General features: G+C 56.8%; 19 protein-coding genes. 15 read left to right on the top strand and 4 right to left on the bottom strand.

Annotated features, from left to right (window positions below; all coding sequences use genetic code 11):
• Positions 1-18 precede the first annotated feature (18 nt).
• From BM477_RS05730 to brnQ, 6 genes are all read left to right on the top strand, one after another.
• Positions 19-666, top strand: coding sequence for a heme-binding beta-barrel domain-containing protein (locus BM477_RS05730; RefSeq protein ID WP_075361707.1), 648 nt, complete (start codon positions 19-21; stop codon positions 664-666).
• 12 nt (positions 667-678) lie between these two features.
• Positions 679-1,962, top strand: a complete 1,284-nt coding sequence (gene ygfZ / locus BM477_RS05735) for a CAF17-like 4Fe-4S cluster assembly/insertion protein YgfZ (protein ID WP_084543754.1) — start codon at positions 679-681, stop codon at positions 1,960-1,962.
• A gap of 66 nt (positions 1,963-2,028) precedes the next feature.
• Positions 2,029-2,469 (top strand): DUF2516 family protein, encoded by a 441-nt coding sequence (locus BM477_RS05740; RefSeq protein ID WP_075361708.1) that lies wholly within the window; start codon positions 2,029-2,031, stop codon positions 2,467-2,469.
• A 6-nt stretch (positions 2,470-2,475) separates the two neighbouring features.
• Complete coding sequence (gene dtd / locus BM477_RS05745; RefSeq protein ID WP_075361709.1) at positions 2,476-2,931, top strand: D-aminoacyl-tRNA deacylase; 456 nt, start codon at positions 2,476-2,478, stop codon at positions 2,929-2,931.
• 110 nt (positions 2,932-3,041) lie between these two features.
• Positions 3,042-5,654, top strand: a complete 2,613-nt coding sequence (locus BM477_RS05750) for an ATP-dependent Clp protease ATP-binding subunit (RefSeq protein ID WP_084543755.1) — start codon at positions 3,042-3,044, stop codon at positions 5,652-5,654.
• Positions 5,655-5,771: 117 nt separating this feature from the next.
• Positions 5,772-7,136, top strand: coding sequence for a branched-chain amino acid transport system II carrier protein (gene brnQ / locus BM477_RS05755; protein WP_075361710.1), 1,365 nt, complete (start codon positions 5,772-5,774; stop codon positions 7,134-7,136).
• 70 nt (positions 7,137-7,206) lie between these two features.
• Here brnQ and BM477_RS05760 read toward each other — a convergent pair whose 3' ends face one another.
• Complete coding sequence (locus BM477_RS05760) at positions 7,207-8,322, bottom strand: SIS domain-containing protein (RefSeq protein ID WP_075361711.1); 1,116 nt, start codon at positions 8,320-8,322, stop codon at positions 7,207-7,209.
• A 4-nt stretch (positions 8,323-8,326) separates the two neighbouring features.
• On the bottom strand, positions 8,327-9,613 hold the full coding sequence (locus BM477_RS05765; protein WP_075361712.1) for a D-tagatose-bisphosphate aldolase, class II, non-catalytic subunit: 1,287 nt from the start codon (positions 9,611-9,613) through the stop codon (positions 8,327-8,329).
• 363 nt (positions 9,614-9,976) lie between these two features.
• Between BM477_RS05765 and ppdK the strand changes: the two genes are divergently transcribed.
• The 3 genes from ppdK (at position 9,977) to BM477_RS05780 (ending at position 15,301) form a co-directional block, all read left to right on the top strand.
• Entirely contained in the window at positions 9,977-12,685 is a 2,709-nt protein-coding gene (gene ppdK, locus BM477_RS05770; RefSeq protein ID WP_075361713.1) for a pyruvate, phosphate dikinase, read from the top strand.
• A gap of 142 nt (positions 12,686-12,827) precedes the next feature.
• A complete protein-coding gene (locus BM477_RS05775) occupies positions 12,828-14,150 on the top strand; it encodes a hypothetical protein (protein ID WP_075361714.1) in 1,323 nt (440 codons plus the stop codon).
• Positions 14,151-14,173: 23 nt separating this feature from the next.
• A complete protein-coding gene (locus BM477_RS05780) occupies positions 14,174-15,301 on the top strand; it encodes an alpha/beta hydrolase (protein ID WP_075361715.1) in 1,128 nt (375 codons plus the stop codon).
• Between the two features lie 72 nt (positions 15,302-15,373).
• Here BM477_RS05780 and BM477_RS05785 read toward each other — a convergent pair whose 3' ends face one another.
• Entirely contained in the window at positions 15,374-17,032 is a 1,659-nt protein-coding gene (locus tag BM477_RS05785) for a hypothetical protein (RefSeq protein ID WP_075361716.1), read from the bottom strand.
• A gap of 157 nt (positions 17,033-17,189) precedes the next feature.
• On the opposite strand from BM477_RS05785, the gene BM477_RS05790 reads away from it, so the two are divergent.
• Entirely contained in the window at positions 17,190-18,692 is a 1,503-nt protein-coding gene (locus BM477_RS05790; protein WP_075361717.1) for a C40 family peptidase, read from the top strand.
• 72 nt (positions 18,693-18,764) lie between these two features.
• Here BM477_RS05790 and BM477_RS05795 read toward each other — a convergent pair whose 3' ends face one another.
• Complete coding sequence (locus BM477_RS05795; RefSeq protein ID WP_075361798.1) at positions 18,765-19,262, bottom strand: inorganic diphosphatase; 498 nt, start codon at positions 19,260-19,262, stop codon at positions 18,765-18,767.
• Between the two features lie 198 nt (positions 19,263-19,460).
• Here BM477_RS05795 and dacB point away from each other — a divergent pair, with 198 nt between their 5' ends.
• From dacB to ftsH, 5 genes are all read left to right on the top strand, one after another.
• Positions 19,461-20,849, top strand: a complete 1,389-nt coding sequence (gene dacB, locus BM477_RS05800; protein ID WP_158024382.1) for a D-alanyl-D-alanine carboxypeptidase/D-alanyl-D-alanine endopeptidase — start codon at positions 19,461-19,463, stop codon at positions 20,847-20,849.
• A gap of 36 nt (positions 20,850-20,885) precedes the next feature.
• A complete protein-coding gene (locus BM477_RS05805; RefSeq protein ID WP_075361719.1) occupies positions 20,886-21,995 on the top strand; it encodes a zinc-dependent metalloprotease in 1,110 nt (369 codons plus the stop codon).
• Between the two features lie 31 nt (positions 21,996-22,026).
• Complete coding sequence (tilS, locus tag BM477_RS05810; protein WP_075361720.1) at positions 22,027-23,439, top strand: tRNA lysidine(34) synthetase TilS; 1,413 nt, start codon at positions 22,027-22,029, stop codon at positions 23,437-23,439.
• A 93-nt stretch (positions 23,440-23,532) separates the two neighbouring features.
• Positions 23,533-24,090, top strand: a complete 558-nt coding sequence (gene hpt, locus BM477_RS05815; protein WP_075361721.1) for a hypoxanthine phosphoribosyltransferase — start codon at positions 23,533-23,535, stop codon at positions 24,088-24,090.
• 132 nt (positions 24,091-24,222) lie between these two features.
• Positions 24,223-26,298: an ATP-dependent zinc metalloprotease FtsH gene (ftsH, locus tag BM477_RS05820; RefSeq protein ID WP_425425749.1), complete on the top strand. Its 2,076-nt coding sequence runs from the start codon at positions 24,223-24,225 to the stop codon at positions 26,296-26,298.

Raw genomic sequence — 26,298 nt, forward strand, 5'->3', positions numbered from 1 at the left:
ACGCGATAGTCTTAAGCCATGATCACAATCGACACCAGCCTCCCCGTCCCGATTCGACCCCTGTCTTGGCTACTGGGACGCTGGCAAGGCTACGGCGTAGTGTTCGGCGACAAAAATGATCAGATGGTTCTAGAAGACCTAGAAATCACGGCGGCAGATAATCAGCTCCTGCTCTCCTTAAGAGTTTGGGAAGCTGCCGGGTCCGTGCCGCCCCCCACCCCTGCCGCCGAGGGTGTCTCCCAACTAGTCAGAGGAGATCTGCTCCGCACGGAGGAACTCTACCTTTCCCTCAGCGAAGCAGCGGTAAAACAGTTCAATACGCAAATCTCTGATACCGCTAACTCTGAAGTAAGTTCTAGGCATCTGTTGGAGGGGCAGACGCAGACTCGTGATTGGAGCGGAGTGGCGGAAGGGCCGCGAATCCAAATACAGTCGGCCGGTGGCCGCGCACCCTCGTCCTCGGTCTCAGCCCAAAGTGACAGGCCCGATCGGGGCCTCGTGCGGATGTTTGGGCTGGTCGGGGGAGAACTCATGTGGACACAATCAGAGTTTTCCGCCGCCAAACTACAGGCCACAGGCCGCGTCACAGATGAAGACCTGAGCACCGATATTACCGGGCGCCTAAGCAAAATCGACCTCCATCCCCTGTTTAATACGAGCGCATAAAAGGAGTCTAAAGTGAGTGAAAGATTTGCTCCATTAGCCCAACAACCTGGTGCGGTAGTCGCAGAAGCCGGCGACAACCTGCTAGGTGAAGATGCGAAAGTTGATGAAAAAACTATTCGCCACCATGAGCTTCCCGCAGGGTTGCCCCTGCACTACGGGGATCTTTATGGTGAGCAAGAACGCCTCGCCAAAGGCGAAGCCGTCACCGTTTTACCGCACGGGGTGATCTCCGTTTCCGGCCCGCAGCGCGGGGAATGGCTGACCAAACTTTGCACCCAAAAATTTGATGACCTAGTGCGCCCAGATGGGACTGCTACTTCCTCGCAAATCGATAAGTATTGGCGGCACGCCCTCTGGCTGGACCCGAAAGGTCACATCAGTTTCATGGCCTGGGGGATGGAGATGGGTGACCAGATTCTGCTGGTTACCCAGAATCCGGAAGGCCTGCGTGAGCACCTAGAGCGTTTCAAGCTCCGCACGGACGTGACTATCACTGACCTGAGTGATGAAATGCTGGTGTTGGGCGATCTAGTTGTGCGTGAAATTACCCCCGATCTAGGGCAGGTTAAAGACCTGCCCGGATATGTGGTTTCGGGCCGTGACCCGTGGCCGGACGTGGTCGAGGGAGGTACCGCGTACACGGGTGCATTACCAGATATTGCCCATCCGGGAGAGCGACAAAAACGCCGCTTCACGGTGGTGCGTTCCCAGCCGGAAACCTGGCAGTGGCTGCGAAGCTTGGGGAGCGGATTCCCCGGCTCCGCAACGCCTCCAGAAGATGACCTGGCAGGCGCATTGCCGTGGCGCTACCTGGCTGGATTCCTGGCCTGGGAAGCGATGCGTGTGATCGCCTGGAAGCCCTCCGTGGTGGAGGTTGATGAGCGCTCCATTCCGCATGAGCTGGATCTGCTACGCACCGCCGTTCACCTGCGCAAAGGCTGCTACAGCGGGCAGGAGACTGTCGCCCGGGTTGTGAACCTAGGACGTCCACCCCGTCGCCTAGTTCTGCTTCATATTGATGGCTCAGAAGGGACGCAAGTATCTGCGGGCACGCCGATTATGCTGGAGGGAAAAGTCTGCGGCATCGTGACCACCTCGGCCTCCCACTATGAAGCCGGACCGATCGCGCTGGGACTGTTGAAACGCGCCGCCCCAGAACACGCAGACTACCGGGTAGCTGGACAGGCTGCCGCTGCGACCACCATTGTCACACCCGAAGGTCGTTCCCTTGCTTCCCCGCAGCAGCGGCCGGGAATCGGATTGAATCGCACCGCGCGACACTACCCGATCCTCTAAGCGGCCGAGAATTGCCCAGCGGGCAGTAAGATAGACTCTAGAGAAACGATAGAGCGGAGCTAAGTTATGGGTGTAGTCCTCAACACGATCATGGTGACTGTGCAAGCAGTCCTAGCCATCTTGTTGTTTGGCATGATGATTCACGGGGCAGTTCATGCCGCGGTGCAACCCTCAGACGCTTTTATTGCTTTTGCCCGCCGTTCCAAGAAGTTCTGGGTCATCTTGCTGTTCGTGGGTGCTTTCTTCACTTGGGGATCGGCCGCCTACGGGCTCATGCAAATCCTTAGTCTGATGGGGATTTCCGTGCCCGCAATCTCGATTCGGATTGCAAGTTCCGCGCCCACTTTGAGTTTCTTCGGTATCTTGCTTTTCGTCGCCCCCGCCACCTATTTTGCCGGCGACTACAAGAAGGTCAAGCATTTCAAGGCCTACCGCAAAGGTCGCGGTCAGTTCCGCCAGCGTCCCGGCAACCCTTACGGGGATTCCCGTGGGCCGCGCGACTGGTAGGTCACTATGAGAGCGGTAGTGCAGCGCGTCAAGGCGGCTTCCGTAGTGGTCGAGGGGGAAACTGTCGGCCAAATCAACGAAGCCGGCTTACTGATATTGCTGGGAATCACCCACACTGATGGGCCTGAGCAGATCAATAAGATGGCTGAAAAGATTGCTAACTTAAGGATCTTGCGCACGCCGGAGGAGAATGATCCTGCGGCCAGAACAGAAGAGAGCCTGCTGTCTCTCTCAGCGCCCGCCCTCGTCGTTTCCCAGTTCACCTTGTACGGGTCAGTTGTGAAAGGCCGCCGCCCCTCCTGGACTGAGGCGGCGCCGAGGCCTGTTGCGGAACCCATTTATGAACAATTCTGTGACCGACTCCGGCAGTTGGGTGTCACCGTGGAGACCGGACGCTTCGGGGCAATGATGGACGTGTCCTTAATTAATGACGGTCCCTATACTTTGACAGTTGAAATTTAGGCGACAACCCTCGCCGCTGGCGAACAGACGAGCATCACGGTGATGCTACCACTACGCTGTTACTCAGTACGCTTCGGCTGTGTCTGCCCCGAAGCAATGGAGGAATTTTCATGTTTGAGCGGTTTACCGACCGTGCCCGCCGGGTCGTTGTCCTAGCGCAAGATGAGGCACGGGGTCTGAACCATAACTACATTGGCACCGAGCACCTGCTGCTGGGCCTGATTAGTGAAGGTAAGGGCGTCGCAGCTAAGGCTTTGGAGTCTATGGACATTAGCCTAGAAGGCGTGCGCGCCCAAGTTGAAGAGATTATTGGTCGCGGCACCACTGAGGTGAGCGGACATATTCCTTTCACGCCGCGTGGCAAGAAAGTCTTTGAGCTGTCCCTGCGGGAAGCCCTGCAGTTGGGTCACAACTACATTGGCACCGAGCACTTACTTTTAGGTTTGTTGCGCGAGGGCGAGGGCGTGGCCTCCCAGGTCCTGGTCAATATGGGAGCTGACCTGTCTGCGGTCCGCAACGCGGTAATGCAGCTACTGTCCGGCTATAACGGCACTGATGAAGACGGCAAAGAATCTGTCGGCGTGGGTGGCTCTTCTGCCGGTAACCAGTCGCAGCGCGCTTCCGCTATCTTGGACCAGTTCGGTCGTAACCTGACCACTGCCGCCCTGGAGAAGCGTCTGGACCCGGTGATTGGACGCCATCAGGAGATGGAGCGCGTCATGCAGGTCCTTTCCCGTCGCACCAAGAACAACCCGGTGCTGATTGGTGAACCCGGTGTTGGTAAGACCGCCGTTGTGGAGGGTCTCGCTCAGGCCATTGTTGCCGGTGACGTGCCAGAAACTTTGAAAGATAAGCAGCTTTACAGCCTAGATATGGGCTCTTTAGTCGCTGGTTCCCGCTACCGTGGTGATTTTGAAGAGCGGTTGAAGAAGATTCTGAAGGAAATCACCACTCGCGGTGACATTGTCTTGTTCATCGACGAAATCCACACCCTCGTCGGTGCGGGGGCTGCGGAGGGCGCGATTGATGCCGCCCAGATCCTTAAGCCCATGCTGGCACGCGGTGAACTGCAGACCATTGGTGCGACCACCATTGATGAATATCGCAAGCATATTGAGAAGGACGCCGCTTTGGAGCGCCGTTTCCAGCCTGTCAAGGTGGAAGAGCCTTCAGTGGAAGAGACCGTGAAGATTCTGAAGGGTCTGCGTGACCGTTATGAAGCGCACCACAAGATCATCATCACTGATGAAGCGATTGCCGCTGCGGCAGCGATGGCTGACCGTTACGTCTCTGACCGTTTCTTGCCGGATAAGGCGATTGACTTGATGGATGAGGCTGGCGCGCGTCTGCGGATCGCCCGGATGACGGCCCCCGCCGAGTTGCGTGAGCTGGATGAGCAGATTTCGATTGCTCGCCGCAATAAAGAAGACGCCATTGAGGCGCAAGACTTTGAGAAGGCTGCCGCCTTGCGTGACACTGAGCAGAAGCTGATTGTGAAGCGTGATGAAGCGGAAAAGGCTTGGCGTGAAGGCGCTGAGGGTTCCATTTCTGAGGTGACTGAGGATTCAATCGCGGAAGTGCTGGCCATGTCGACTGGTATTCCGATTATGAAGCTGACTGAGGTGGAGTCTGAGAAGCTACTTCATATGGAAGATGAGCTGCATAAGCGAATCATCGGTCAGGACGCCGCAGTGAAGGCGCTGTCTCAGTCGATTCGCCGTACTCGCGCTGGTTTGAAAGATCCGAAGCGCCCCGGTGGCTCCTTTATTTTCGCCGGCCCGACCGGTGTTGGTAAGACTGAGCTGGCGAAAGCCTTGGCTGAGTTCCTTTTCGGTGATGAAGATGCGCTAATCCAGTTGGATATGTCTGAGTTCAGTGAGAAGCACACCGCTTCGCGCCTATTCGGTTCACCTCCCGGATATGTCGGCTATGAAGAGGGCGGTCAGCTCACTGAAAAGGTCCGCCGTCGCCCCTTCAGCGTGGTTCTCTTTGATGAGGTAGAAAAGGCTCACCCCGATATCTTCAACTCACTGTTGCAGATTCTTGAAGATGGTCGTCTCACTGACTCTCAAGGCCGCATGGTGGACTTCAAGAACACGGTCATCATTATGACCACAAACCTTGGTACCCGTGAAATCAACAAGGGTGTGCTCACTGGCTTCCAAGCCGGGGAAGCTCATGTGACCGACTACAAGCGGATGCGAGCGAAGGTGAATGAGGAACTGAAGCAGCACTTCCGTCCCGAGTTCTTGAACCGTGTCGATGAGATTGTGGTCTTCCCGCAGCTTCAGCGTGAAGAAATCGAGCAGATTGTTGACCTCATGGTGGCCCGCTTGGATAAGCGGATGCGTGAGCAGGATTTGGCGATCACCCTCACCGAACCGGCCCGCATCCTGCTGGCCGACCGTGGTTTCGACCCGGTGCTGGGTGCCCGTCCGTTGCGTCGCGCCCTGCAGCGTGACATCGAGGATGCGCTTTCTGAGCGCATCTTGTTTGGGGAGATTAAGCCCGGGCAGATGGTTACTGTTGATGTTGAGGGTGCCGAGGGGGAGCGTAACTTCACCTTCCGTGGTGAGTACATGGATCTTAATGTTCCTGATACCCCGGCAGAGTTGGAAAATATCGGTGACGCACCGGCCCCGCAGGGTGAAACTACTTTAGCGGAAGGGCTGCGTGAGGGAACCTCCGGAATCCAGACTGAGGAGAACCCTGAAGGTCAATAATTCTTCAAATATGGTAACAGTTTAGTTAAGGGCTGCGTAAAATAACATTTATGCCGCCCTTAACTTTTTTACTGTGTCATAATGCTTTGCAGTGCAATATTGGAAAGGAGCACTGTGATGAATCAGCAAAGCACTTCTTTGCGTTCCGTTTTCGTTTCGGGACTTGCCCTGTTCGCCATGTTCTTTGGTGCAGGCAACATTATTTTCCCGCCCATGTTGGGCGTCCAATCCGGCACCAATCTGGTTGCCGCTATTTTCGGTTTCGTCATGACCGCTGTCCTGTTGCCGGCACTGGGTATTGTTGCCGCAGGCACTTCCACCACCGGGGTCTTTGGATTGACGAAACATGTAGGTTTGATTTTTGGACGCACTTACACCACCATCGTCTTCCTTTCCATTGGTGTTTTGTACGCTATTCCCCGTGTCGCAACAGTTGCCTACGAAACTTCCCTGCATCCCCTATTGGAAGCACAAGGCGTTGATGTGTCTCCCGGCGCAACCGGCGAATATCTTGGCCTCATTGCGTTCACCTTGTTTTTCTTCGCGGTTACCGCCTTGCTAACCTACTCTCCGGGCAAGCTAGTGGACCGGGTCGGTACTTGGCTGACCCCGGCGCTCATCATCTTGCTAGCTTTGCTCATTGTGGTGGGTCTTTTCACTCTCAGCCCGATGAACGCTGCACCGGTCGAAAAGTACGCCCAAGATCCGCTCGCCGTTGGCCTGCTAGATGGATACAACACGATGGATGCACTGGCTTCGATTGTTTTCGGTGGCGTCATCATTGACTCATTGCGTCGGGCTGGATACGTGAATCCCCGCAAACTGTTTAAAGCTACTATCGGTGCTGGACTAATTGCCTCATTCTTCTTGGCCGTGGTCTACATTGGCCTAGCCATGCTGGGCGCGCGCACTCCCGCTGAAGGTTTAGAAAATGGCGCCCAGGTGCTTTCAGCTTCCGCCGGTTTGCTTTTCGGTAACGCTGGTCAGGTAGTTTTTGGTCTCACCGTATTCTTAGCCTGCCTCACCACCGCCGTGGGTCTAGTTGGTGCATCCGTGCAGTACTTCCAGAAACTGTTCCCCAGCGTCGGATTCAACCCGATGCTGCTGATTCACCTGCTTATCTCCCTCGTCATCTCCAACCTGGGTTTGACCCTGATCTTGAAGGTCGTGGTGCCCTTGGTGCTGCTCACCTATCCGGTGACCATCGCGCTAATCGGCGTAGCCCTCATCAGCATCTTCGTACGGTTCGAGCTGCGCTGGTCCTTCCGTCTGGCCGTGTGGACTGCTGCGGTATTCGCCGCTTGGAGTTCACTGCGCGCAGCCGGCCTACTCAGCCTAGATGCTGCCTGGGACGTGTTGCCACTCTCTAGCATCGATATGGCTTGGCTAGTGCCGGCCAGCATCATGCTGGTGGTAGGACTGGTAGTGGATTTCAACCAAAAGCTTCCTAAGCTTGCGGCCGAGGAAGTCCCTGTCGCCTGAAAGTCAACCTAAAAGTGGGGGCTGCGAGAGAAATAATCTCTCGCAGCCCCCATTGTGTTTTGTAGTACCTTTACTGGGGAAGTCCGTGGATGATAACGCCCTTCACCACCCGGTTCACATCACCGGCCGGGAACGGGTTATCAATGGTCTTACCCAAAGCGGCGGAAGTGAACACGCCCATCAGCTGAGCAACCATCACATGTACCACTGCCACGAAAGCATCCGGCACATCCTGCAGGTCATCCAACACCCAAGCATTCTCCAGCTCCACATCGGTGGCGGATAGAGCCAACACTGCGTCAACGCCAATATTGCCACGCAGCTCCTTGATGATGTCCAGGTCATACTGACGGGTGTAAGCGTCAGAGGAAACGAACACAAAGACCTGAGTCTGATCATCAATCACGGCCTTCGGGCCGTGGCGGAAACCAAGGGAAGACTCAAAGAAAGCCAAATGGTCGCCGGCAGTCAGCTCCAAGAACTTCAAGCTGGCTTCATGGGCAAGGCCATGCAGCGGGCCTGAGCCCAAGTAGACTACCCGCTCAGGCAGCTTCTGAGCCAAAGCCTCAATCTGATCATGACGGCGCTCCACCATCTCGTCTGCGGTGTCAGCCAGACGCGGGAGCAGGTCAACGTCATAACCACCCAGCAACACCAGCACGCTCAGCAGCATACAGCTGAAGGAAGAAGTCATGGCGAAGCCCTTGTCATTGGAGCCTTCCGGCATAATAACAACCAGGGACTCACTGCGGTCGCGGTGATCCACCGCCAGCTGGCCATCTTCCGCACAGGTAATAATCAGGTGGTGAACATCCTGAGCGACCTGGTCAGCCAGATGGGTGGCGGCCACGGACTCTGGGGAGTTACCTGAACGCGCAAAGGAGACCAGCAGCACCGGCACATCCTCGGCGAATACCTCACGCGGGTTGGAAACAATCGTGGTGGTGGGAACCTGCTCCACGCGACGCTTCGTGCTGCCCTGCAAAGCGGGGGCGGCAATCTCGCCAACAAAAGCGGAAGTGCCGGCACCGGTCAAAACAATCCGCAGCTTCGGGTTGCTCAGCAAAGGCTCCAAGAACTCACGGAAGCGCGGCATCCCCGCAGACAAGATTCCCTGCAGAGCCCGCCATTTGTTGGTCTGCTGCAAAATCTCAGTGTAGGTTACTGACTCATTGTAGTTAGGCATCTGCTCATGCCTCCAAACTGGGGTAGCAGGCAGCAGCGTAGGGACGGATGGCGTCGCGGACGCGGTCGAGCAGTAGTGCTTCCGGAGTGTTTTCCAGTTCCCCGGAACGAACCCGGTCGTACTGGTGCGGCAGGTACTGGCTGAGGAGCGGCAGTGGAATGTCCACCTCCGACAGGTTCTTCAGCAGGACCTCGCGGGCCTCCTTGAGCTGCTCATCGGGCCAGTAGTAACGCATCCGGTCACTGTAGGAGTAGCGGCGAGCAATGCGCTGCTCATCAGCGGAACCGGTGTAGTACTTCTCCCAGCGGGCGGGGTCCTCCACCATGCGAGCTTCCACCACTTGACGCAGGTTGGAGCGCTTTTCAGCGGGGATGAGTTCATCCTCAATATGGGCGAGGGCGAACAGGCCTTCACGCAGGTTGAAGGTCAGGCCCGGGCCAACCTTCAAAATTGCCCAGTGGTCTTTCACTAGCTGAGCGAGGTTCTCAGGGGTCTGGTAGTCGGTGGAGTGCGCTTCAAAAACCAGGGTCGGTTCATTGTCGAGAACAGTGCGCAACTCGGTGGTCATATCGGTGCGGTAGTCAACCACCTTGAGGTGGTCGAACTCCACGGCAGGCTGCACGACGAGGGCGGAGATCTTCGGCCAGATGTCGGTCAGGCCGACCTTGTCGAAAGCTTCGCGATGCTTCGCCAGGGTGGTGCGGGCTGCCTCAGCGGAAGTGGGGGTGAGTTCGCCCAGCTCTGACTGGTGGCCGCCGGGGACAGGAACCTCCGTGCCGATCACGTAGCGGATGCGGTCAGCGGTGCCGGCCTCAGGGGCAGTCTCTTCGCAGACCTTCATCAGGCGGGCGGCACGCTCAGCGGCAATCTCATCGGTGATGGGGTAGGGGTCTCCAACACAGGAGAAGGAGCAATCCAAGTGGATCTTGGTGTAGCCGGCGGCAACGTAGACGCGGACTAGCTCTTCAGCATGTGCCATCGCAATATCGGGGGTTTGATCCTGCCAGCGGTTTGGGCCGAGGTGGTCGCCGCCGAGGATGATTGCGTCACGGTCGAAGCCTTCTTCGTCGGCGATTTGGTAAACCATTTCCCGGAAGGTGGCCGGGGTGTGCCCGGTGTAGCCGCCGTTTTGGTCGACTTGGTTCGAGGTGGCTTCAATCAGGACTGAAGTTCCGTCAGCTTTAGCTTGCTTGAGCGATGCGCGTAGAACTGTGGGGTCAGCGGAGCAGATTGAGTAAATGCCAATCGGATCTCCATTTTTGTGGGTGGAAATAATCTCTGGGTAATCCATTTTGTCTCTTTCGGCATTGTGCATGGCTGAGATAAACCATGTCTTCGGGCTAGTCTCTTCCTCACTACCGACGTGAAAAAACATGACTAGATTCACTTAGTATTATGCAACATTACGCACTTAAAGTCTAGTTTGTTTGAACAAGCTGTATGGGAAATCTAGACATTTTTGCAGCGTGTTTCAGATTTCTTGCAAGTCGGTGCAAAACTGCGAAGTAGATTTAGCGATTCGCGGATAATCGTGCGTTATCACTCGCGTGGGACCTATGTCACTGTGTAAGATTGGGAAGAACGGACTCACCGAGAAAAGTCGTGAGTCCAATGTCAATCACTGTAAAGATGCAGTTAACACTGAGGGGAAACTATGACGAAGTTTGTCTACAACTTCCATGAAGGCGATAAGTCCATGAAGGACCTGCTAGGTGGAAAGGGTGCGAACCTAGCCGAAATGACCCGGCTTGGACTACCCGTACCGCCCGGATTCACCATCACCACTGAAGCATGTCGTACCTATTTGGCGCACGGCGAAGTTCCAGAAGAACTAGCCACCGAAGTAACCGGCGCCCTGCGAGCCGTGGAAGATGAACTGGGCAGGCGCCTAGGAGATCCGGAAAACCCACTCCTGGTTTCCGTCCGTTCCGGCGCCAAGTTCTCCATGCCCGGCATGATGGAAACCGTGCTGAATGTTGGCTTGAATGACAAGTCCGTGGAAGGCCTCGCCCGCAAGTCCGGCGATGAGCGTTTCGCTTGGGACTCCTACCGCCGCCTGATTCAGATGTTTGGCAAGACCGTACTCGACATTGACGGCGACCTTTTCTCTGACGCTCTTGACGAGATGAAAGCCAAGCTGGGGGTCAAGGGTGACCTCGAGCTAACCGCTGAAAACCTGAAAGAACTGGTAGTTGTCTTCAAGCAGATCGTGCTGGAAGCTACTGGCCGCGACTTCCCCCAAGATCCGCGTGAGCAGCTAGACATGGGGGTCGAGGCAGTGTTCCGGTCCTGGAACACCGAGCGTGCGCATATCTACCGTCGCCGTGAACGCATTCCCCACGACCTTGGCACCGCAGTCAATATCTGCACCATGGTATTCGGCAACATGGGTGACGAATCCGGTACCGGCGTCTGCTTCACCCGCGATCCCTCTTCCGGTGACTCCGGCGTTTACGGCGACTACCTGATGAACGCGCAAGGTGAGGACGTGGTAGCCGGTATCCGTAACACCCTGCCACTATCCGCCCTCGAAACCCACAATAAGGCCGTCTACGATGAGCTACGCGGCATCATGCGCACCCTCGAAACCCATTACAAAGACCTGTGTGACATTGAGTTCACCATCGAGCAGGGCAAGCTCTGGATGCTGCAGACTCGCGTCGGTAAGCGTACCGCTGCGGCTGCTTTCCGCGTCGCCTCCCAGCTCATTGATGAAAAACTCATCACCAAGAACGAAGCCCTAGAGCGTGTCACCGGTGAACAGCTCACCCAGCTGATGTTCCCGCAGTTTGACACTGATGCCAACCGTGAACTGCTGACCCGCGCTATGGCTGCTTCGCCCGGCGCTGCAGTCGGCAAGATTGCTTTCGATAACGCGACCGCTATCTCCATGTCGGAGGCCGGGGAACCGGTCATTCTAGTGCGTCGTGAAACCAACCCCGAAGATTTGGCTGGGATGGTTGTCGCTGAAGGCATCTTGACCGCTCGTGGCGGCAAAACCTCACACGCCGCCGTGGTTGCCCGCGGCATGGGTAAGACCTGCGTCTGTGGCGCTGAAGAGCTAGAGATTGATATGAGCGCACGTTCCTTGTCTGTGAACGGCAAGGTATTCAAGGAAGGCGACGAAATCTCCCTCGACGGCACCACCGGTGAAGTATTTGAAGGCCGCGTCGAAGTGGTTGACTCACCCGTCACCACCTACCTCGTGGAAGGCCTTGAAGCTGGCCTGAAGGCCGCCGCAGATGACGAAGACATGGCTGATCTGGTCCGCTCCGTGGACCGCATGCTTAAGCATGCCGACAAGGTCCGCCGTCTCCGCGTCCGCACCAACGCTGACACTCCTGAAGACACTGAGCGCGCCCTCGGCTACGGCGCTGAAGGTATCGGCCTGTGCCGTACCGAGCACATGTTCCTAGGTGAGCGTCGCGCTCTGATTGAGCGTGTCATCCTGGCTGAGCATGGCTCCCAAGAACGTCAGGAAGCTATGGATGCGTTGATTCCTCTGCAGAAGAACGACTTCAAGCAGATGCTGGAAATCATGGACGACAAGCCCATGACCGTGCGCTTGATCGACCCGCCGCTGCATGAGTTCCTGCCCGACCTGACCGAACTGGAAGTCAAGGTTGCAGTTGCCGAAGCCAAGGGCGAAACCGGCCCACAGCTGGAAGCTGACAAGACCATGCTGACCGCGGTTCGCCGCATGCATGAGTCCAACCCGATGCTGGGCCTGCGCGGGGTTCGCCTGGGCCTGAGCATGCCGGGCCTCTTCGCCCTGCAGATTCGTGCCCTTGTGGAGGCCGCTGCAGAGCTGAAGGAAGCTGGCAAGAATCCGCTACCCGAGGTGATGGTTCCGCTGGTCGGCTCCATCCGTGAGCTGCAGATTGTGCGTGAAGAAGCCGAGCACATCATTGCTGAGGTGGAAGACGCACACGGCCTCAAGCTGGACATCCCGATTGGCTGCATGATTGAGCTACCCCGTGCAGCTCTCACCGCTGAAGACCTGGCTCACGAAGCCGACTTCTTCAGCTTCGGCACCAACGACCTCACCCAGACCGGTTGGGGCTTCTCCCGTGACGACGTGGAAGGCTCCTTCTTCGGACTGTACATGGACGAGGGCGTCTTCGGTGTCTCCCCCTTCGAGAGCATCGACAAGCACGGCGTTGGCCTGCTAGTGGAAATGGGTGTTGAGAAGGCCCGCTCTACCAAGCCGGACATCAAGCTGGGTGTTTGTGGTGAGCACGGTGGCGACCCCGAATCCGTCCACTTCTTCCACAAGACCGGTTTGAGCTACGTGTCTTGCTCCCCGTTCCGCGTCCCCGTTGCCCGCCTAGAGGCTGGCCGCGCGGCCGTGATGGAGGGCTGAACCTAGTTTCGGCTAGCTAGAGATTAACTGCGGCGAAGGATTTTTCCTTCGTCGCAGTTATCTAATTTGGGCGCTGCGGACGCCCAGCCCCCGCAGCAGGTAGCATTACTGTGTGGTTAAGACGGGAAGACAGGGGGCCGAAGTGAAATCTGCGCAGCGACTACTGGCCGGACTCTGCGCGCTCACGGCGGCTTTCACTTTGAGTGCTTGCGGCCCGATTTCCAATTCAGCAGCAGAGCGCGATGGCAGCAGCTTATCCACTCCCGAGAATTCAGGGGAGGAGACCTCGTCCTCGGCCCTGAAATGGGCAGACCTGCAGGTGCAAAACCTACTGATTACGGGTGAAAGCCTACCCGCGGATGCTCTCATGCCCACCCCGGAGAGACGAGCCGAGGATGCCGCGCTGCCGGGGAAATCCGACCGGATAGTGGAATCTGACCCGGAGAATCTACGCGAACTAGACCTGAGCGCCACTGTGGAAGTAAATCCGGTGTTCCCCTTCGAGCAATCCGCTCGCGGTTTCAACTGGAGTATCAAATCTGATCTGACTGGAAGCCGCCTACACTTCACCCTCGGGCTAGGGCAAAACACCGGTGTTCAGCCAAGCCCGCTAACGGTTGACACGAAACTCCAAGCGCCCATCCGGATTGTGCAGGCGGTGGCAGTCGCGGAGCGGCTCTACACTCTGGTGGCCGCCCCGGACAGTAATCAGGTGAGCCTGTGGATGATTAAGATCAACACTGATGGCAACCTTGGCGCCACTTTGATTCATCAGGTTGAGGGCGACAACTTCAAGCCCGTGCAGACTTCTGGCCGGGCGACCGCCCCGATCCCGAGCCTAGCGGTGACGCAGGCGAACCTCTACGTTAGCGCGCAACAGGCCGGACTGTGGCAGACTACCCGCTTCCACCTGGATGTTACCGGAAAAGTGACTGATGCTGCGGTGGTTCCTGAGCTTTCGGGGTATGCGGGGGAATCTATCCGGGTGCTTCCCGCCGGCAAAACTCAAGCAGGTTTCGTTCGCACCGCCGGGGAATACACCCAGTTCGGGAAGATCGAGGATGGACAGTCTCCCGTAGAAACCCTACGACTGCGGATGGATAGCCGTCTGAAACAAGTGAGGATACTGGGTGATACGGTTCTGTTGGCTCTGTCAGATTCCAGTCCGAGGGTGTGGGTGACGCCCGCTACCGACAGCGCGCCAACCAGTGAAACTGTCGCCACCCCAGAGGGGGAAGCTGACCCGCTCAGCGCCAGAATGTTCGGAGCTGAGCAGGCTTTCGTGCTGATTACGCCGTCTCGTCGTGAAGCAATCAGGGTGTTCTCCCCGCTGGTTTTGCAGGCCAGTGGTGCCGGACAGTTGCAGGACGGATTCATTGTGCAAGCTCAGCAGGCGAAACGGACCTACCGTTTCCTCTTGGAACCGAGCGGCGAAGTGTCATCCTTGTCGCCCCTCGCGCGATAGGTTGAAAGGGTAGAATCGTGCTTATGAATGAGTCACCTGCACCCGCATTGAACGAATGGGCCCCCGATATTTTGGGCGCCGGCTTTGAAGCGAAACAGATTCAGCTTCATGATGATGACGAGGGTGAGGTTGTCTGCACTTTGGTGCGACATCAGCCTGAGGCTGACCCGCAGCAGATTGAGGGAACCCCCGCTCGGGCGCAGTTCTCAGTGCTTTATATTCACGGCTGGAACGACTACTTTTTCCAGAAAGAACTGGCCCGGCAATGGTCGCGGATTGGAGCGCGCTTCTACGCGATAGATCTTCGTAAATATGGCCGATCCTGGCTTGATCATCAGACTTTCGGCTACGTGGACACCCTCGAAACCTATGATGAGGATATGCACGCTGCCTTACAGGCCATCAAAGCAGAAGACGAAGCGGAAACGGGTGCTTTGCGGCCCTTGGTACTTTCCGGTCATTCGACTGGCGGTCTGACTGCGACTTTGTGGGCAGACCGGCACCCAGGCGCGCTGGCTGGCCTAGTGTTGAACGCTCCCTGGCTGGAGCTGTCATCATTCACGGCTATCCGCAATGCTTCACATCCGGTGATTGAACGGATCGCTGCGGTTTCTCCATACCGGCCGCTGACATTGAGCTCAGGACCGAATTTCTACGGAATGTCTTTGAGCGGCTGGCTGCCGGAAGATGGCGAGCTGCCCTTGGAACTGGAGGATTATCCTGATGATCCGTCAGTGGTAGGGTGGGGAACCAACCCGAAGTGGAAGAATCCGGCAGGGCAGCAGACCCCTGCCGGCTGGTTTAACGCAGTTCTATACGGTCATGACAGGGTTGCTGAGGGGCTAGATATCACTTGCCCGATTTTGATGGAAATCTCAGTGGAATCTTCCTCGGGAGATAAATGGGACCCCATCATGCGCCGCCAAGACACGGTTTTGGATGTGGAAGCGCTGGCGCAGCGGGCCGTGAACTTGGGCCGCAACGTGAATATTCAGCGCTTTGAAGCCAAGCATGATGTGGCTTTGTCCGACCCTGAGGTGCGGCGCGAAATCTGGATGGGCCTGTTCCGTTGGGCGCACGCTTACCTGCGGGCCGAAGACGGTTCCAGTCTTTGCGCGGAGATCCCGCAAACTATTACTCTCTGCCCCTGAGGCTGCGCAAGTTGTTGCTCAACCAGAGTCAGTACTTCAGCTAAACCCGCTGGCTGAGCTTAAGCCGTCTCTTTAGTGTCGACGGGAAGGGAAGCTACGGGTTCTTGCGGGAGTAATGCCGATGGATGATTGCAATCCAAGATGCGGAGCGAGCTCCTCAGGATTCTCCAGTTCTTGGTCATGAATCATCCCGGTAATTTCTGAGTATGCTTCCGCCAAACTAGGACCGGCCTCATGGCCAATCCGCCAGATTTCCCACGCGTTCGGGAACATTTTTTCGCTCAGCTCATACAGTGCAATTGCGGGATCTGGAGTGCTGCTCTGCCCGGTAAAGATCAGGCCATTGGTGCCCAGTTGCGCAGTGAAATGGCTGCCTTCCACCATCGCAATTAGGGGCACTTCCATCCCCACTGCCTCAGCAATTAGGGCGAGGCTCTGCTGGTAACGCTGTTCACGGGTGAGCTGCTTGCGGCGCGGGAGAGCGATCGGTCTGGTGGTTGCCTCCGGCTCATCCACCGTGGCGTGGGAGAGTGCGCGGCGGGAAGGAATGCTGCCTCGATGGGAGAGGACATCGCCACGGTGAGTACGTTTTTGCGGGGCGGGAACAGGGCTCTGCACCGGTGCGGGAGTCGGCTTGCTGGCGCGACGAGTCGGCATTACTCGGGGGCGGGCAGCCGGAGTTTGGCTCTGGTGACGCCGCTTGAAAGCAGCCTGGGCAGCGCGTTCAAACATGCTCAGTGGAGCGGCAGACTCCGGTTCCGCAGCGCCAGCAGGGGAGCTAGTTTCCTTTACCGAGGCAGCCTCCACCAGAGAGGAAATTGCCTCATTGAGGACTCCGTGGGCCGGGGTGGGTTCTGCTTGTGGAGCTTCCGCTGCGGCGATTTTCTCCGCTACCTGCACTGGAGGCAGAATGGAACCTTCATGCCGGGAACGGCGCGGAATCTGCGGCTGCGAGGGATTCAAGGCCGAGGGGGAGTGCCCTAGCAAGGCAGATGAAGAGAGCTGATCAGCGGACTTATCTGAAACCTCAACCAGGTCAGTTTCCTTCACTGGTGGGGGAGTTATCTGCTCTTCAGTGGCGGCAGTAATCTGCCCAATCAGCGCGTAAACCTCCTGATTGGAGTAACTACGCGAGCGTACCGGAATGGGCCGCCCGGAGCGGCGTAACAGCCGTTGGGAATATCCCCAAAGGGATGGGGAAATCGACTTAACCTGAACAATTTGGCGACCGTCCTCCATTTCCCGCACATTAATCTCATTCACTTCAATGCCTGAAGTCGCCAGCACTTCAATGGCGGAGCGGAGAGTGTTTTCAACCTCGGCGGCGACCACAATCAGACGCGGACCCGAGGGGGTACTGGTGGGAACCCGGCTGCGGAACTCAGTCACGCGAGTGCGGAAAGCAGCCTGGCCTCCTTCATAAAGTTCGGAGAGCTCATTCCAACCCAACATCCGGGTCTCATTGAGTTTGGCTAAAACACTGACCATCTGCTGAGAGCCTAAATATTCCACTACATAGATGCAGACCACTTGGCCAGACCCGTCAACGCCGATCAGGCGAGGGGGCTCATCCTCGCCCGAAAGCCAAGCCACGGGAAAAAGAGGACGAGGGAGGATGTCGAGGACGTTAGTGCGGATAGTACGCAAGGTGGCACTCAGGGTTGAACTATCGGCAGGCTTGCCTAACTGTGCGGGTTTGAACCGCCCATCTGTAAACTCGAAGAGTGCCATTGCTAGAGCTCCTTTGACTTTTCACCAGCAGTAATAATCATAGTCTAAGCGCGAGACAAAAACGTATACAGCCCCAGAAAAGTTATTAATCTTGTTAAATTCTGTGCCTTTCGGTACTGTGGATATACCTATACGTGAATTTCTAGGGAGGTTTTTCGTGCCTAAGCAGCCCTCACAACCAAAGTTGCTGACCGCAATGATGGCGGTAGCGCTCAGCGTTGTGCTGCTGATTGCCACTCCTTCAGCGGCTCTAGCTGACCCTGACCCGGTCTCCCCTGACAGCGTCAACGTGGACAGCTTGAGCGGCTCCGATCGGGCAAAGATTGGCCAGTTAGAAGCAGAATTAGCTTCTCTGCGAGCTCAGCAGGATGAAAACCAGCTGGCTTCTGAGGAAGCAGTCGAATCCTTTAACCGTGCCCGCGATGAACTTGACGTAGCACAAGCAGAAATGCAACAGGCACAAAAAGCTGAGTCTGAAGCCAACCTAGAACGCGATAAAGCTCAGGTTGAACTAGCTAAGCTGATTATGTCAGTTTACCGCGACCGGTCCCTCTCCCTTGCGGCGCTGACCCCTTACCTAGAGGCGGACGGACTTTACAATATGGAGATTCGGCAGCAGGCGGTCAGCCTCTTCGGTGAGGAAGCTGACCGTAAAATCCAGCGCTATGACGCCGCCGAAGCCGTAGCGAAAGTAATTCACGGAGAAGCCCAAAAGAACGTCGAAAAACACCAAACAGCTTTACAAAAAGTTGAAGCTGAAAGAGAAGTCGCCAACCGGGTCGCTGCCGAATCTGCTAACCGCGTGGTGGAACTAGAGAGGCAACGCGATCAGATGATTGTCCGCTTAGCTGAGCTTCGCCGGGTCAGTATCGAACAAGAACGTGCACGGCAGGAGCAGCTAGAAAGTCAGGCAGAGGCTCGGGCTGAGGCTGCTGCCCAAGTGAAAGCGCAGAAGGACGCCGCGCAGGCTCGCGCCAAGGCTGAACGGGAAGCCCAACAGCGGGCAGCAGCTGAGGCTGCCCGACAAGAGGAACTAGCACGTCAGTCCGCGGGCCAAAATAAACCTAAACCCGGTGGGACGAACACCGGAACTAGCCAAGCGGATAAGGACAAGGCTGCTGCTGACAAGGCTGCCCGCGAAAAAGCCGCCCGGGAGAAGGCCGCTGCTGACAAGGCCGCCCGGGAGAAAGCTGCCCTGGAGAAAGCCGCCCGGGAGAAAGCTGCCCGGGAGAAGGCCGCCCGCGAAAAAGCTGAACGTGATGCCGCGGCTGCAGCTGCCAACAGGCCGGCATCTTCAAAGGCCCTAGGTGCGGTAGCTTGGGCCCGATCTCGACTTGGAATCCCCTATGTTTGGGGTGGCGCTAGCGACTCAGGATACGACTGCTCCGGCTATGTGCAAGCAGCCTGGCGGACCCAGGGTGTGCGTATCCCGCATTCGTCTCGAATGCAGTACAACTATGGAACCAAAGTGCCACTGGACGCGGCCCAGCCTGGTGATTTGCTGTTCTGGAGTCGCAATGGCAGCCCGGGCGGCATCCACCATGTCGCCATGTACATTGGCAACGGACAAATGATGGAAGCCCCGCGGCCGGGTAAAACCACCCAGATTACGAAGGTTCGATACCGCCGAATCATGCCCTACGCGGTACGTCTAGGCTAAGCCACACAGCTAAATAAACTTTTGGCCCGTCCGAATCAAGCGGACGGGCCAAAAGTTTATTTAAACTCAGGCTCAGTGAGTAGTGTATCCGGCTGCCTTCGCACGCTCGTAAGAACGCAGAATTTCGGCTTCGGCTCCCTCACGGCCAACCCAGTGTGCGCCCTCGACGCTCTTGCCAGGTTCAAGATCCTTGTACACCTCAAAGAAGTGCTGAATTTCGAGACGGTGGAACTCAGACACATCCTCGATATCAGTACGCCAAGAAGCGCGCTGGTCCATGGAAGGCACACACAGGACTTTATCGTCGCCTCCCTTTTCGTCACGCATACGGAACATGCCCAAAGCACGGCAACGAATCAGGCAACCGGGGAAGGTCGGCTCTTCCAGCAGAACCAGAGCATCCAAAGGATCTCCGTCTTCGCCCAGAGTGTCCTCAATAAAACCGTAATCATCGGGGTAGCGCGTAGACGTGAACAGCATTCTATCTAGGCGGATACGGTTGGTTTCGTGGTCCACCTCGTACTTGTTACGATTCCCCTTAGGGATTTCAATAGTTACATCAAATTCCAACATCTTTTGTGCCTTTCCTTAAGGTGCGCCGGCGGTTTCAGCAGCCTTTGATTGCGGCACCAAAAGCCAGAGAAACCACTTTGCTTCCCGTTAGAGATAGTATAACTGTAGACTACAAACAGCATACGAGAGCATCGTAAACATCAGATTTACTGAAAAATGCACCAATTTGCAATGTGAAATATGAAAGGTGAGAGCGTGCGAATCCCCTCAACAGTGCCGGTCGCGTTGAGCGCCATCCTGATTTTAGGCACAATCGGGTACGCGGTAGCAGACGCCTACGATGTGGTGCCCGGGATTCTCACCAATACCCCGATTGCAGTAGAGCAAAAACTTCCCCAAATGCCGCCGCTCAGCCCCACGGCGGAACTACCGGAGCGGGCAATCAATCCTGATGCGCCACTTCCGGACCAGGCCAAACTGAAGGCCGCCACCGAAAAACTGAACGGGCACGTCTCCGCTGCTGGGGGGCGGCTAGCTATCAGCCTGATTGATGCGCATACAGGGGAACCTGTGTACAGCTACCATGAGGCCGTGCCGATGACCCCGGCATCAACTACCAAACTTTTCACTGCTTTCTCCGCTATTAAAGAACTGGATCCGAAAGCTACCTTCACTACCACCACGGCACTTGCCGGGAATACGCTGTTCCTGAAAAGTAACGGCGACATCACCATGGCAGCAGGGGAAACCGATCCGCAGGGAGTGCTAGGGCACGCCGGATTAGCAACCCTAGCCCATAAGACCGCTGTCGCTTTGCGCGGCAAAGTCGATTTTGTGCAGCTAGTTGTGGATGACACCGCGATTGCTGGCCCAGAAAGGAATCCAGCATGGACAGCCCAAGACGTGGATGATTACGCCGGCAACGTCACCGATATCGCCATCCAGCAGGGGAGGAGAGATCCGAACCATGCCAAATACTTCTCCCATACGGCACTCGCTGACGCGGCTGGGGTTTTCGTGAAGGCACTAGAGGCCGAGGGGGTAACCGTGCGTGGGCACTTCAGTACTGGCGCCCAAACACCGGGGGCCACAGTCTTAGCTGAAGAACAGTCAGCTAGCTTCGGGCAGCTACTGCACTACATGGATAAAACTTCGGATAACACTTTGGCTGAGCATTTCTGCCGGCTGATGGCAAACCCCCTCGGCGCTACAGCAGACTTCACTAGCCCGCCCGCGCAGATTGTCAAGCAGTATGCCGCGCAGGGTCTAAATATGGAAGGCGTGGTCCTGAATGACTGTTCGGGTCTGGACCGGGACAACCGGATTACCCCTCAGGCACTCACCGCAATTATCAAAGACGTCCTCGACCAGAAAGAACCGCAGGCGCGGATGGCACTTTCAGCTTTTCCGGTAGCCTCGCTTGACGGAACCTTACAACAGCGACTCTCGAATTCTAATACTGCTGGAATGGTGCGGGCTAAAACTGGCTCTTTACCTTCGGTTCGTTCGCTAGCCGGCGTGCTTCGTACCAGCTCCGGTCGGGATCTGATTTTTGCCGTCATGATTGACGACTGCGAGAAAGACAAAGTCTGGGGAATGAAACAGCGGATCGACGAATTTTTACATACCGTGGTAACAGGTTAATCTGTACTATCAAGGTACTGTTCGAGGAGGAGACTCATGGCAATCACATGGACTGAGGCAATGCATTTAGCGGGAACGCTGGTGCCGCCCGGCCCGAAAATTTCGCGTGCGCGGGCGCGAGCCGTAGTCAGTGTGGTTGAAAGCAATACGGAAACGGTATCGAAGCTAGTGGCTACGATTACTGGATTGCCTGCCTCTGTCACTGAAAACCTTAATATTGTGGCAGTTGACCGTAGCCGCTGGATTTACCGGGCGGGGCGGACCTTGCAAAACTTGATTGACCCGGCCCCGGCAACACAGGTCGTGAAATCCACGGTTAATCCGCTTCGTGGTTTAGCCGTCTCAGCAATGATGGGATTGTCTGCGTTGCGCGTGTATGGTCACTGTGATCCAACCGTACCGGGAGAACCAATCTACCTGTCTGTTCCGAATCTGGTGCAAACTAGACGGTTCAAATCCCTAGATGCAATTGATTTTAGTCAGTGGATTGCTTTGCGCTCCGCCGTTTATTGCGCACAGTTCCGGGCAGCGCCGTGGATAGTGGAGTATATTCGCGCTCGCGTTGATTTGCTTATGCGGTCGGTTGAGGCAGACGATATTGGCGATATTTCCCTGTCCGGCTTGTGGAATACTGTGCGGAATGCGGATAGCTTGGCAGCGGACGCGGAGGATAATTCCACTTTGGTGCTGCGCACCCGAAGGGCCCGTGGATACACGCGGCGCACTGAGAGTGGGGACACTGTGGAACTGAGTCCCCAAGAGATTGCCGCTGCCGGGCCGACTGATCCTATTGCGGCGCTGACGGAGCTGACTGAACTTTTCGGTTTCATGGACGCCTATATGCGTGTCAGCATGGAGTATTTGACGCCTACGCAGATTACGTCGATTCAGCGGATTCGTGCACTCATGCGGGGTACCCCCACGCCCGGCAGTCTGCTTTTGCGGGCTTTCACCAGAGGCCTGGGATTTGACCCGGTGACCTGGAATCCTTCCAGCTTGCGGCGATTCATCCGTCAGGTGCGTTCCGAGGAAGGCGCGCAAGTGCTTAACCGTGTCTTTACGTCGCCAGAGAATCTCCCTACCCGCACGGAGCTGGCTAATCCTAGCCAGTGGGTGCGTCGGATGGAACACAATCCGGTATCATGAAATCAGTTCGGCCGTGTAGGAGGTGAAGCGGATGCCCCAGGATAGGTTCCCCAGTCGTAAACGCTTGCACCAAACACGCCCGCAAAGCGCCGAAGCGTATCGGTTCCGGTGGCAGCCGGCGCCTAAAGCTGCAGATTCTACGTCAGCTACACCGGCCCCAACCGATTCGGCTGCCCGCCGGCGGACTAGCCCCGCGCCGGAAGAGACACTGTCTCCACCGTTGCTGCGTCCCCGCTGGGTGGCTACCCCGCCGCCGCGTCGTCCGGGGGAATCACTTGCCTCAGTGTTGGTGGGCGCTAATCCGAAGGGGGCAATTCGGCGAATCTCTTTGGCTGTCCGCTCCAGCCTTGACAGCCTCACCGCCACGACAGAAAAGCCTTTGGTGATGGTGGCTTGCTCCGGTGGTGCGGATTCTTTAGCTTTGGCTGTCGCCACAATCGACTTATGTTCACGTCGCAAAATTCCAGTTCACACGGTTACCATTGACCATGGAGTGCGGGAAGGTTCCGCCGCGGAAGCTCAGCGGGTCGCAGACCTGTGCCGGCAGCTGGGTGCGGACGAGGCCGAGGTGGTCCCCCTCGACGAAATCGCAATGCGTAATGCCCGGTGGCTATCCGGTCCCGAAGGTGGGGCGCGGGAAGCTCGGCACGCAGCTTTGAACCGGGTCGGCCGCGTGCTTAAACGCGCCCGAGGCTTGCAGGTCATGACTTTCTACGGTCACACCATGGATGATCAGGCAGAAACTGTACTGTTGGGTTTGGCCCGCGGTTCTGGTTTACGCTCCCTGGCCGGGATGTCCCCGGTGACGATGCCCGATCGGGAAGAGCACCCGATCACGGTTCATCCGCTGCTCCTAATTCGCCGCACTGATACGGTCAGTGCCTGTGAAGCCTTGCGACTATTACCGGTAGATGATCCGACCAACCGGGCGAACGGCCCTTGGCGGGCCGCGGATGGTTCCGCTTTGCGCCGCGCGGCTGTGCGTGAGTTCGCCCTGCCTTCTCTCTCTTCGGCTTTAGGTAAAGATGTTGCTCCTAATCTCACCCGCACCGCGCAGCAGTTGCGTCGTGATAATGACTGTTTGGATGAGATTGCCGCTCAAGTGCTGGAAATGGTTCGTTGTGAACCCGGTATTTCTGCCTATACTCGGCGGCCGGCGAAAGTTGATTTGGACTGGGAGAAGCTCCGCGGACTACATGAGGGCATTTTGACCCGAGTGCTCCGTTTTGCCGCTTTGGAAGCGGGCGCGGATGCGGCGGCGCTTAACTCTGGACACATTGACTCCATGGTTACTTTGGTTTTGCACTACACTGGTCAGGGTGCGCTGTTCCTGCCCGGAAAAATTGTGGCGCAACGGGTGCGGCTGGATCCGCCTACTGAGAAGGGCCAGCCGGGATTGATTACCCCACAACCGGATGCGCCGATTCGATTACGATTCTCCTAGCCGCCACCGCGCGCACCTTTGGCGGGTTAAGATAGGGACGAGGGGGCACGCCGTGTGCTTCTCTCCGGTGTGACCGACTTTGAAGGAGCGCAAATGAAGGCAGAAGCCATTAAGTCTGAGCTAGTAGATATTCTCGTTACCAAAGAACAGATGGAAGCCAGACTGGCTGAGATTGCTGCTGAAATCGATCGAGACTATGCCGATAAGGACCTGCTTTTGGTGGGCGTGCTCAAAGGCGCCATCATGGTAATGGCTGATCTTTCCCGGGCTATCACCCTGCCCATCTCCATGGACTGGATGGCGGTTTCTTCCTACGGCGCCGGCACTAAATCGTCTGGTGTGGTGCGGATCTTGAAGGACCTTGACACCGATTTACAGGGGCGTCACGTGCTCATCGTGGAAGATATTATCGACACCGGTTTGACACTTGCTTGGTTGAAGCGGAACCTAGAGGCCCGCGGGGCTGCTTCAGTGAAGATTATGACCGCTTTGCGTAAGCCTGATGCCGCTAAGGTTGAGGTTGAGGTCGCCTACGTGGGCTTCGATATTCCTAACGATTTTGTCATTGGGTACGGGCTGGATTACGCCGAAAAGTACCGCAATCTGGATGTCGTGGGTGTGCTTTCCCCCTCGGTTTACGCTGATAAGTAGAGGTCCCGCTTACGCGGTAAGCGAGTTTAGTGTCATTGCGTCCGATTTGGACGGAAAAAGTATCGAAAACCGTGTAATTTGCTGTGCAGAGTACAGTGAATTGCATTATGTGTAGTCCAGAAAGGTAGTGCATTGGCAGAAACGAAGAAAGCAAAGCCAAACGGGCGGAAGTGGATGTGGGTGCTACCCGCACTGGTTCTGGTCGTCCTTTTGGGCAGCACCATCAGCACGCTGTTCGGCCCCTCCCAGATTGATACCTCTGAAGGTATGGAGCTGCTGCGTGGCAACACCGTGCAGAGGGTAGTCGTCAATGACGGCACCCAGCGGGTGAACCTGACTTTGAAAGAGGCTTATACGACGCCTGCGCGCGGGGAACTCCCCGCCGAACCGCGCGGCAAAGAGGTCAGCTTCGTGTACTCCCAAGCGCAAGCAAGCGGGGTCATTGACCTGATCAACCGAAAAGTACCAGAGCAGGGCTACAACACTTTGAACCCCCAGCCTTCGGTACTGACTTCCATTGCGAACCTGGTTCTCCCCATGGTGATTTTCGTGGGTGGTCTATTCTTCCTCTACCGTTACCTACTTAAAAACTCCGGCGGCCTAGGTGGTCTGGGTGGATTCTCCAAAGCTAAGGCCAAAGAGTTTGATCATGAGAACCCGACCGTTACCTTCGCTGACGTAGCCGGCGAAGACGAAGCCGTTGAGGAACTAGAAGAAATCCGTGACTTCCTGACCAACCCCTCGAAATACACTGAGCTTGGTGCGCGGATCCCCCGGGGTGTCATGCTGTACGGTCCTCCCGGTACCGGTAAAACCCTGCTAGCTAGAGCGGTCGCTGGTGAAGCGAAGGTTCCTTTCTTCTCCATTTCCGGCTCAGAGTTCGTGGAAATGTACGCCGGCGTGGGCGCCTCCCGTGTCCGTGACCTGTTCGTGCGCGCTAAGGCCGCAGAACCCGCCATTATCTTCGTGGATGAAATCGACGCAGTCGGCGGCTCCCGTGGTTACGCCATGGGCGGTGGCGGTGAAGAACGCGAACAGACGCTGAACCAGATGCTGGTGGAAATGGACGGCTTCGATGAGCGGACCTCCGTCATCGTTATCGCTGCGACTAACCGCCCCGATATTCTTGACTCTGCCCTGCTCCGTCCGGGACGTTTCGACCGTCAGATTTCGGTGGAAGCCCCAGACCTGAAGGGCCGCGCCGCGATTTTGCAGGTACACGCCAAAGGCAAACCTATGATGCCTGATGTCGATCTTACAGCCGTCGCGAAGCGCACCCCAGGTTTCACCGGAGCTGACCTAGCCAACGTGCTCAATGAAGCAGCCTTGCTGACGGCCCGTGAAAACGCGGATGTGATTGATATCCGTGCGATTGATGAAGCTATCGACCGTGTGATTGCTGGCCCACAAAAACGGACCCGCGTCATGAACGAGCATGACAAGCTTGTCACCGCGTATCACGAGGGCGGACACGCCCTCTGTGCGGCCGCCCTGAACTACACTGATCCAGTTACGAAGGTGACGATTCTGCCGCGTGGACGCGCACTCGGCTACACCATGGTGATGCCCTCAGAGGACCGCTATTCACGTACCCGCAATCAGCTTCTCGATGATCTGGTTTATGCCCTAGGTGGTAGGGTCGCGGAAGAGTTAGTCTTTAGAGATCCTTCGACCGGTGCTTCCAACGATATTGAGAACGCCACCGCGAATGCCCGCAAGATGGTCACCGACTACGGTTTTAGCTCCAAGATTGGTAACGTCAAGCTGGGCGGTGGGCAGTCTGATGGGCTCACTGGTAGTCGCTACGGCGGCAAGCAGGAAGCCCCCGTTTCCGGTCAAGTCGCAGCCACCGTGGACGAAGAAATCCGCGCCCTGATGGACCACGCCACCCGTGAAGCTTGGGAGATTCTGACCCGTAACCGTAAGGTTTTGGATCGTTTGGCGGGTCGGCTGCTGGAAGCTGAAACGCTGCTGGAAGATGAGCTGGCGGAAATCTTCCACGATGTCGTCAAACAGCCTGACCGTGAGGTCTGGAACTACCTGAACGAAGCTGCCATTGAGGGTGCCGTTTTCGGTCACCCCATTGGTACAGGGGAAGGAGAAGTCCCCACCACCCCGAGTGCTCCGGTGGTAGAGCTGGAAGAGCACGGTCCCGATGGCAGCACACCCGTCGAGGGTGTCGAGGGCGCCGATCAGCCGCAGGAATGA

The organism is Boudabousia marimammalium, from assembly GCF_001936115.1.
Classification (GTDB): domain Bacteria; phylum Actinomycetota; class Actinomycetes; order Actinomycetales; family Actinomycetaceae; genus Boudabousia; species Boudabousia marimammalium.

Coding starts and splice junctions, on each gene's coding strand:
- BM477_RS05760 (WP_075361711.1), bottom strand. CDS start 8,322: ATGCCTAACTACAATGAGTCAGTAACCTACACTGAGATTTTGCAGCAG.
- ppdK (WP_075361713.1), top strand. CDS start 9,977: ATGACGAAGTTTGTCTACAACTTCCATGAAGGCGATAAGTCCATGAAG.
- BM477_RS05785 (WP_075361716.1), bottom strand. CDS start 17,032: ATGGCACTCTTCGAGTTTACAGATGGGCGGTTCAAACCCGCACAGTTA.
- dtd (WP_075361709.1), top strand. CDS start 2,476: ATGAGAGCGGTAGTGCAGCGCGTCAAGGCGGCTTCCGTAGTGGTCGAG.
- BM477_RS05740 (WP_075361708.1), top strand. CDS start 2,029: ATGGGTGTAGTCCTCAACACGATCATGGTGACTGTGCAAGCAGTCCTA.
- BM477_RS05730 (WP_075361707.1), top strand. CDS start 19: ATGATCACAATCGACACCAGCCTCCCCGTCCCGATTCGACCCCTGTCT.
- BM477_RS05780 (WP_075361715.1), top strand. CDS start 14,174: ATGAATGAGTCACCTGCACCCGCATTGAACGAATGGGCCCCCGATATT.
- BM477_RS05805 (WP_075361719.1), top strand. CDS start 20,886: ATGGCAATCACATGGACTGAGGCAATGCATTTAGCGGGAACGCTGGTG.
- BM477_RS05765 (WP_075361712.1), bottom strand. CDS start 9,613: ATGGATTACCCAGAGATTATTTCCACCCACAAAAATGGAGATCCGATT.
- BM477_RS05750 (WP_084543755.1), top strand. CDS start 3,042: ATGTTTGAGCGGTTTACCGACCGTGCCCGCCGGGTCGTTGTCCTAGCG.
- brnQ (WP_075361710.1), top strand. CDS start 5,772: ATGAATCAGCAAAGCACTTCTTTGCGTTCCGTTTTCGTTTCGGGACTT.
- hpt (WP_075361721.1), top strand. CDS start 23,533: ATGAAGGCAGAAGCCATTAAGTCTGAGCTAGTAGATATTCTCGTTACC.
- tilS (WP_075361720.1), top strand. CDS start 22,027: ATGCCCCAGGATAGGTTCCCCAGTCGTAAACGCTTGCACCAAACACGC.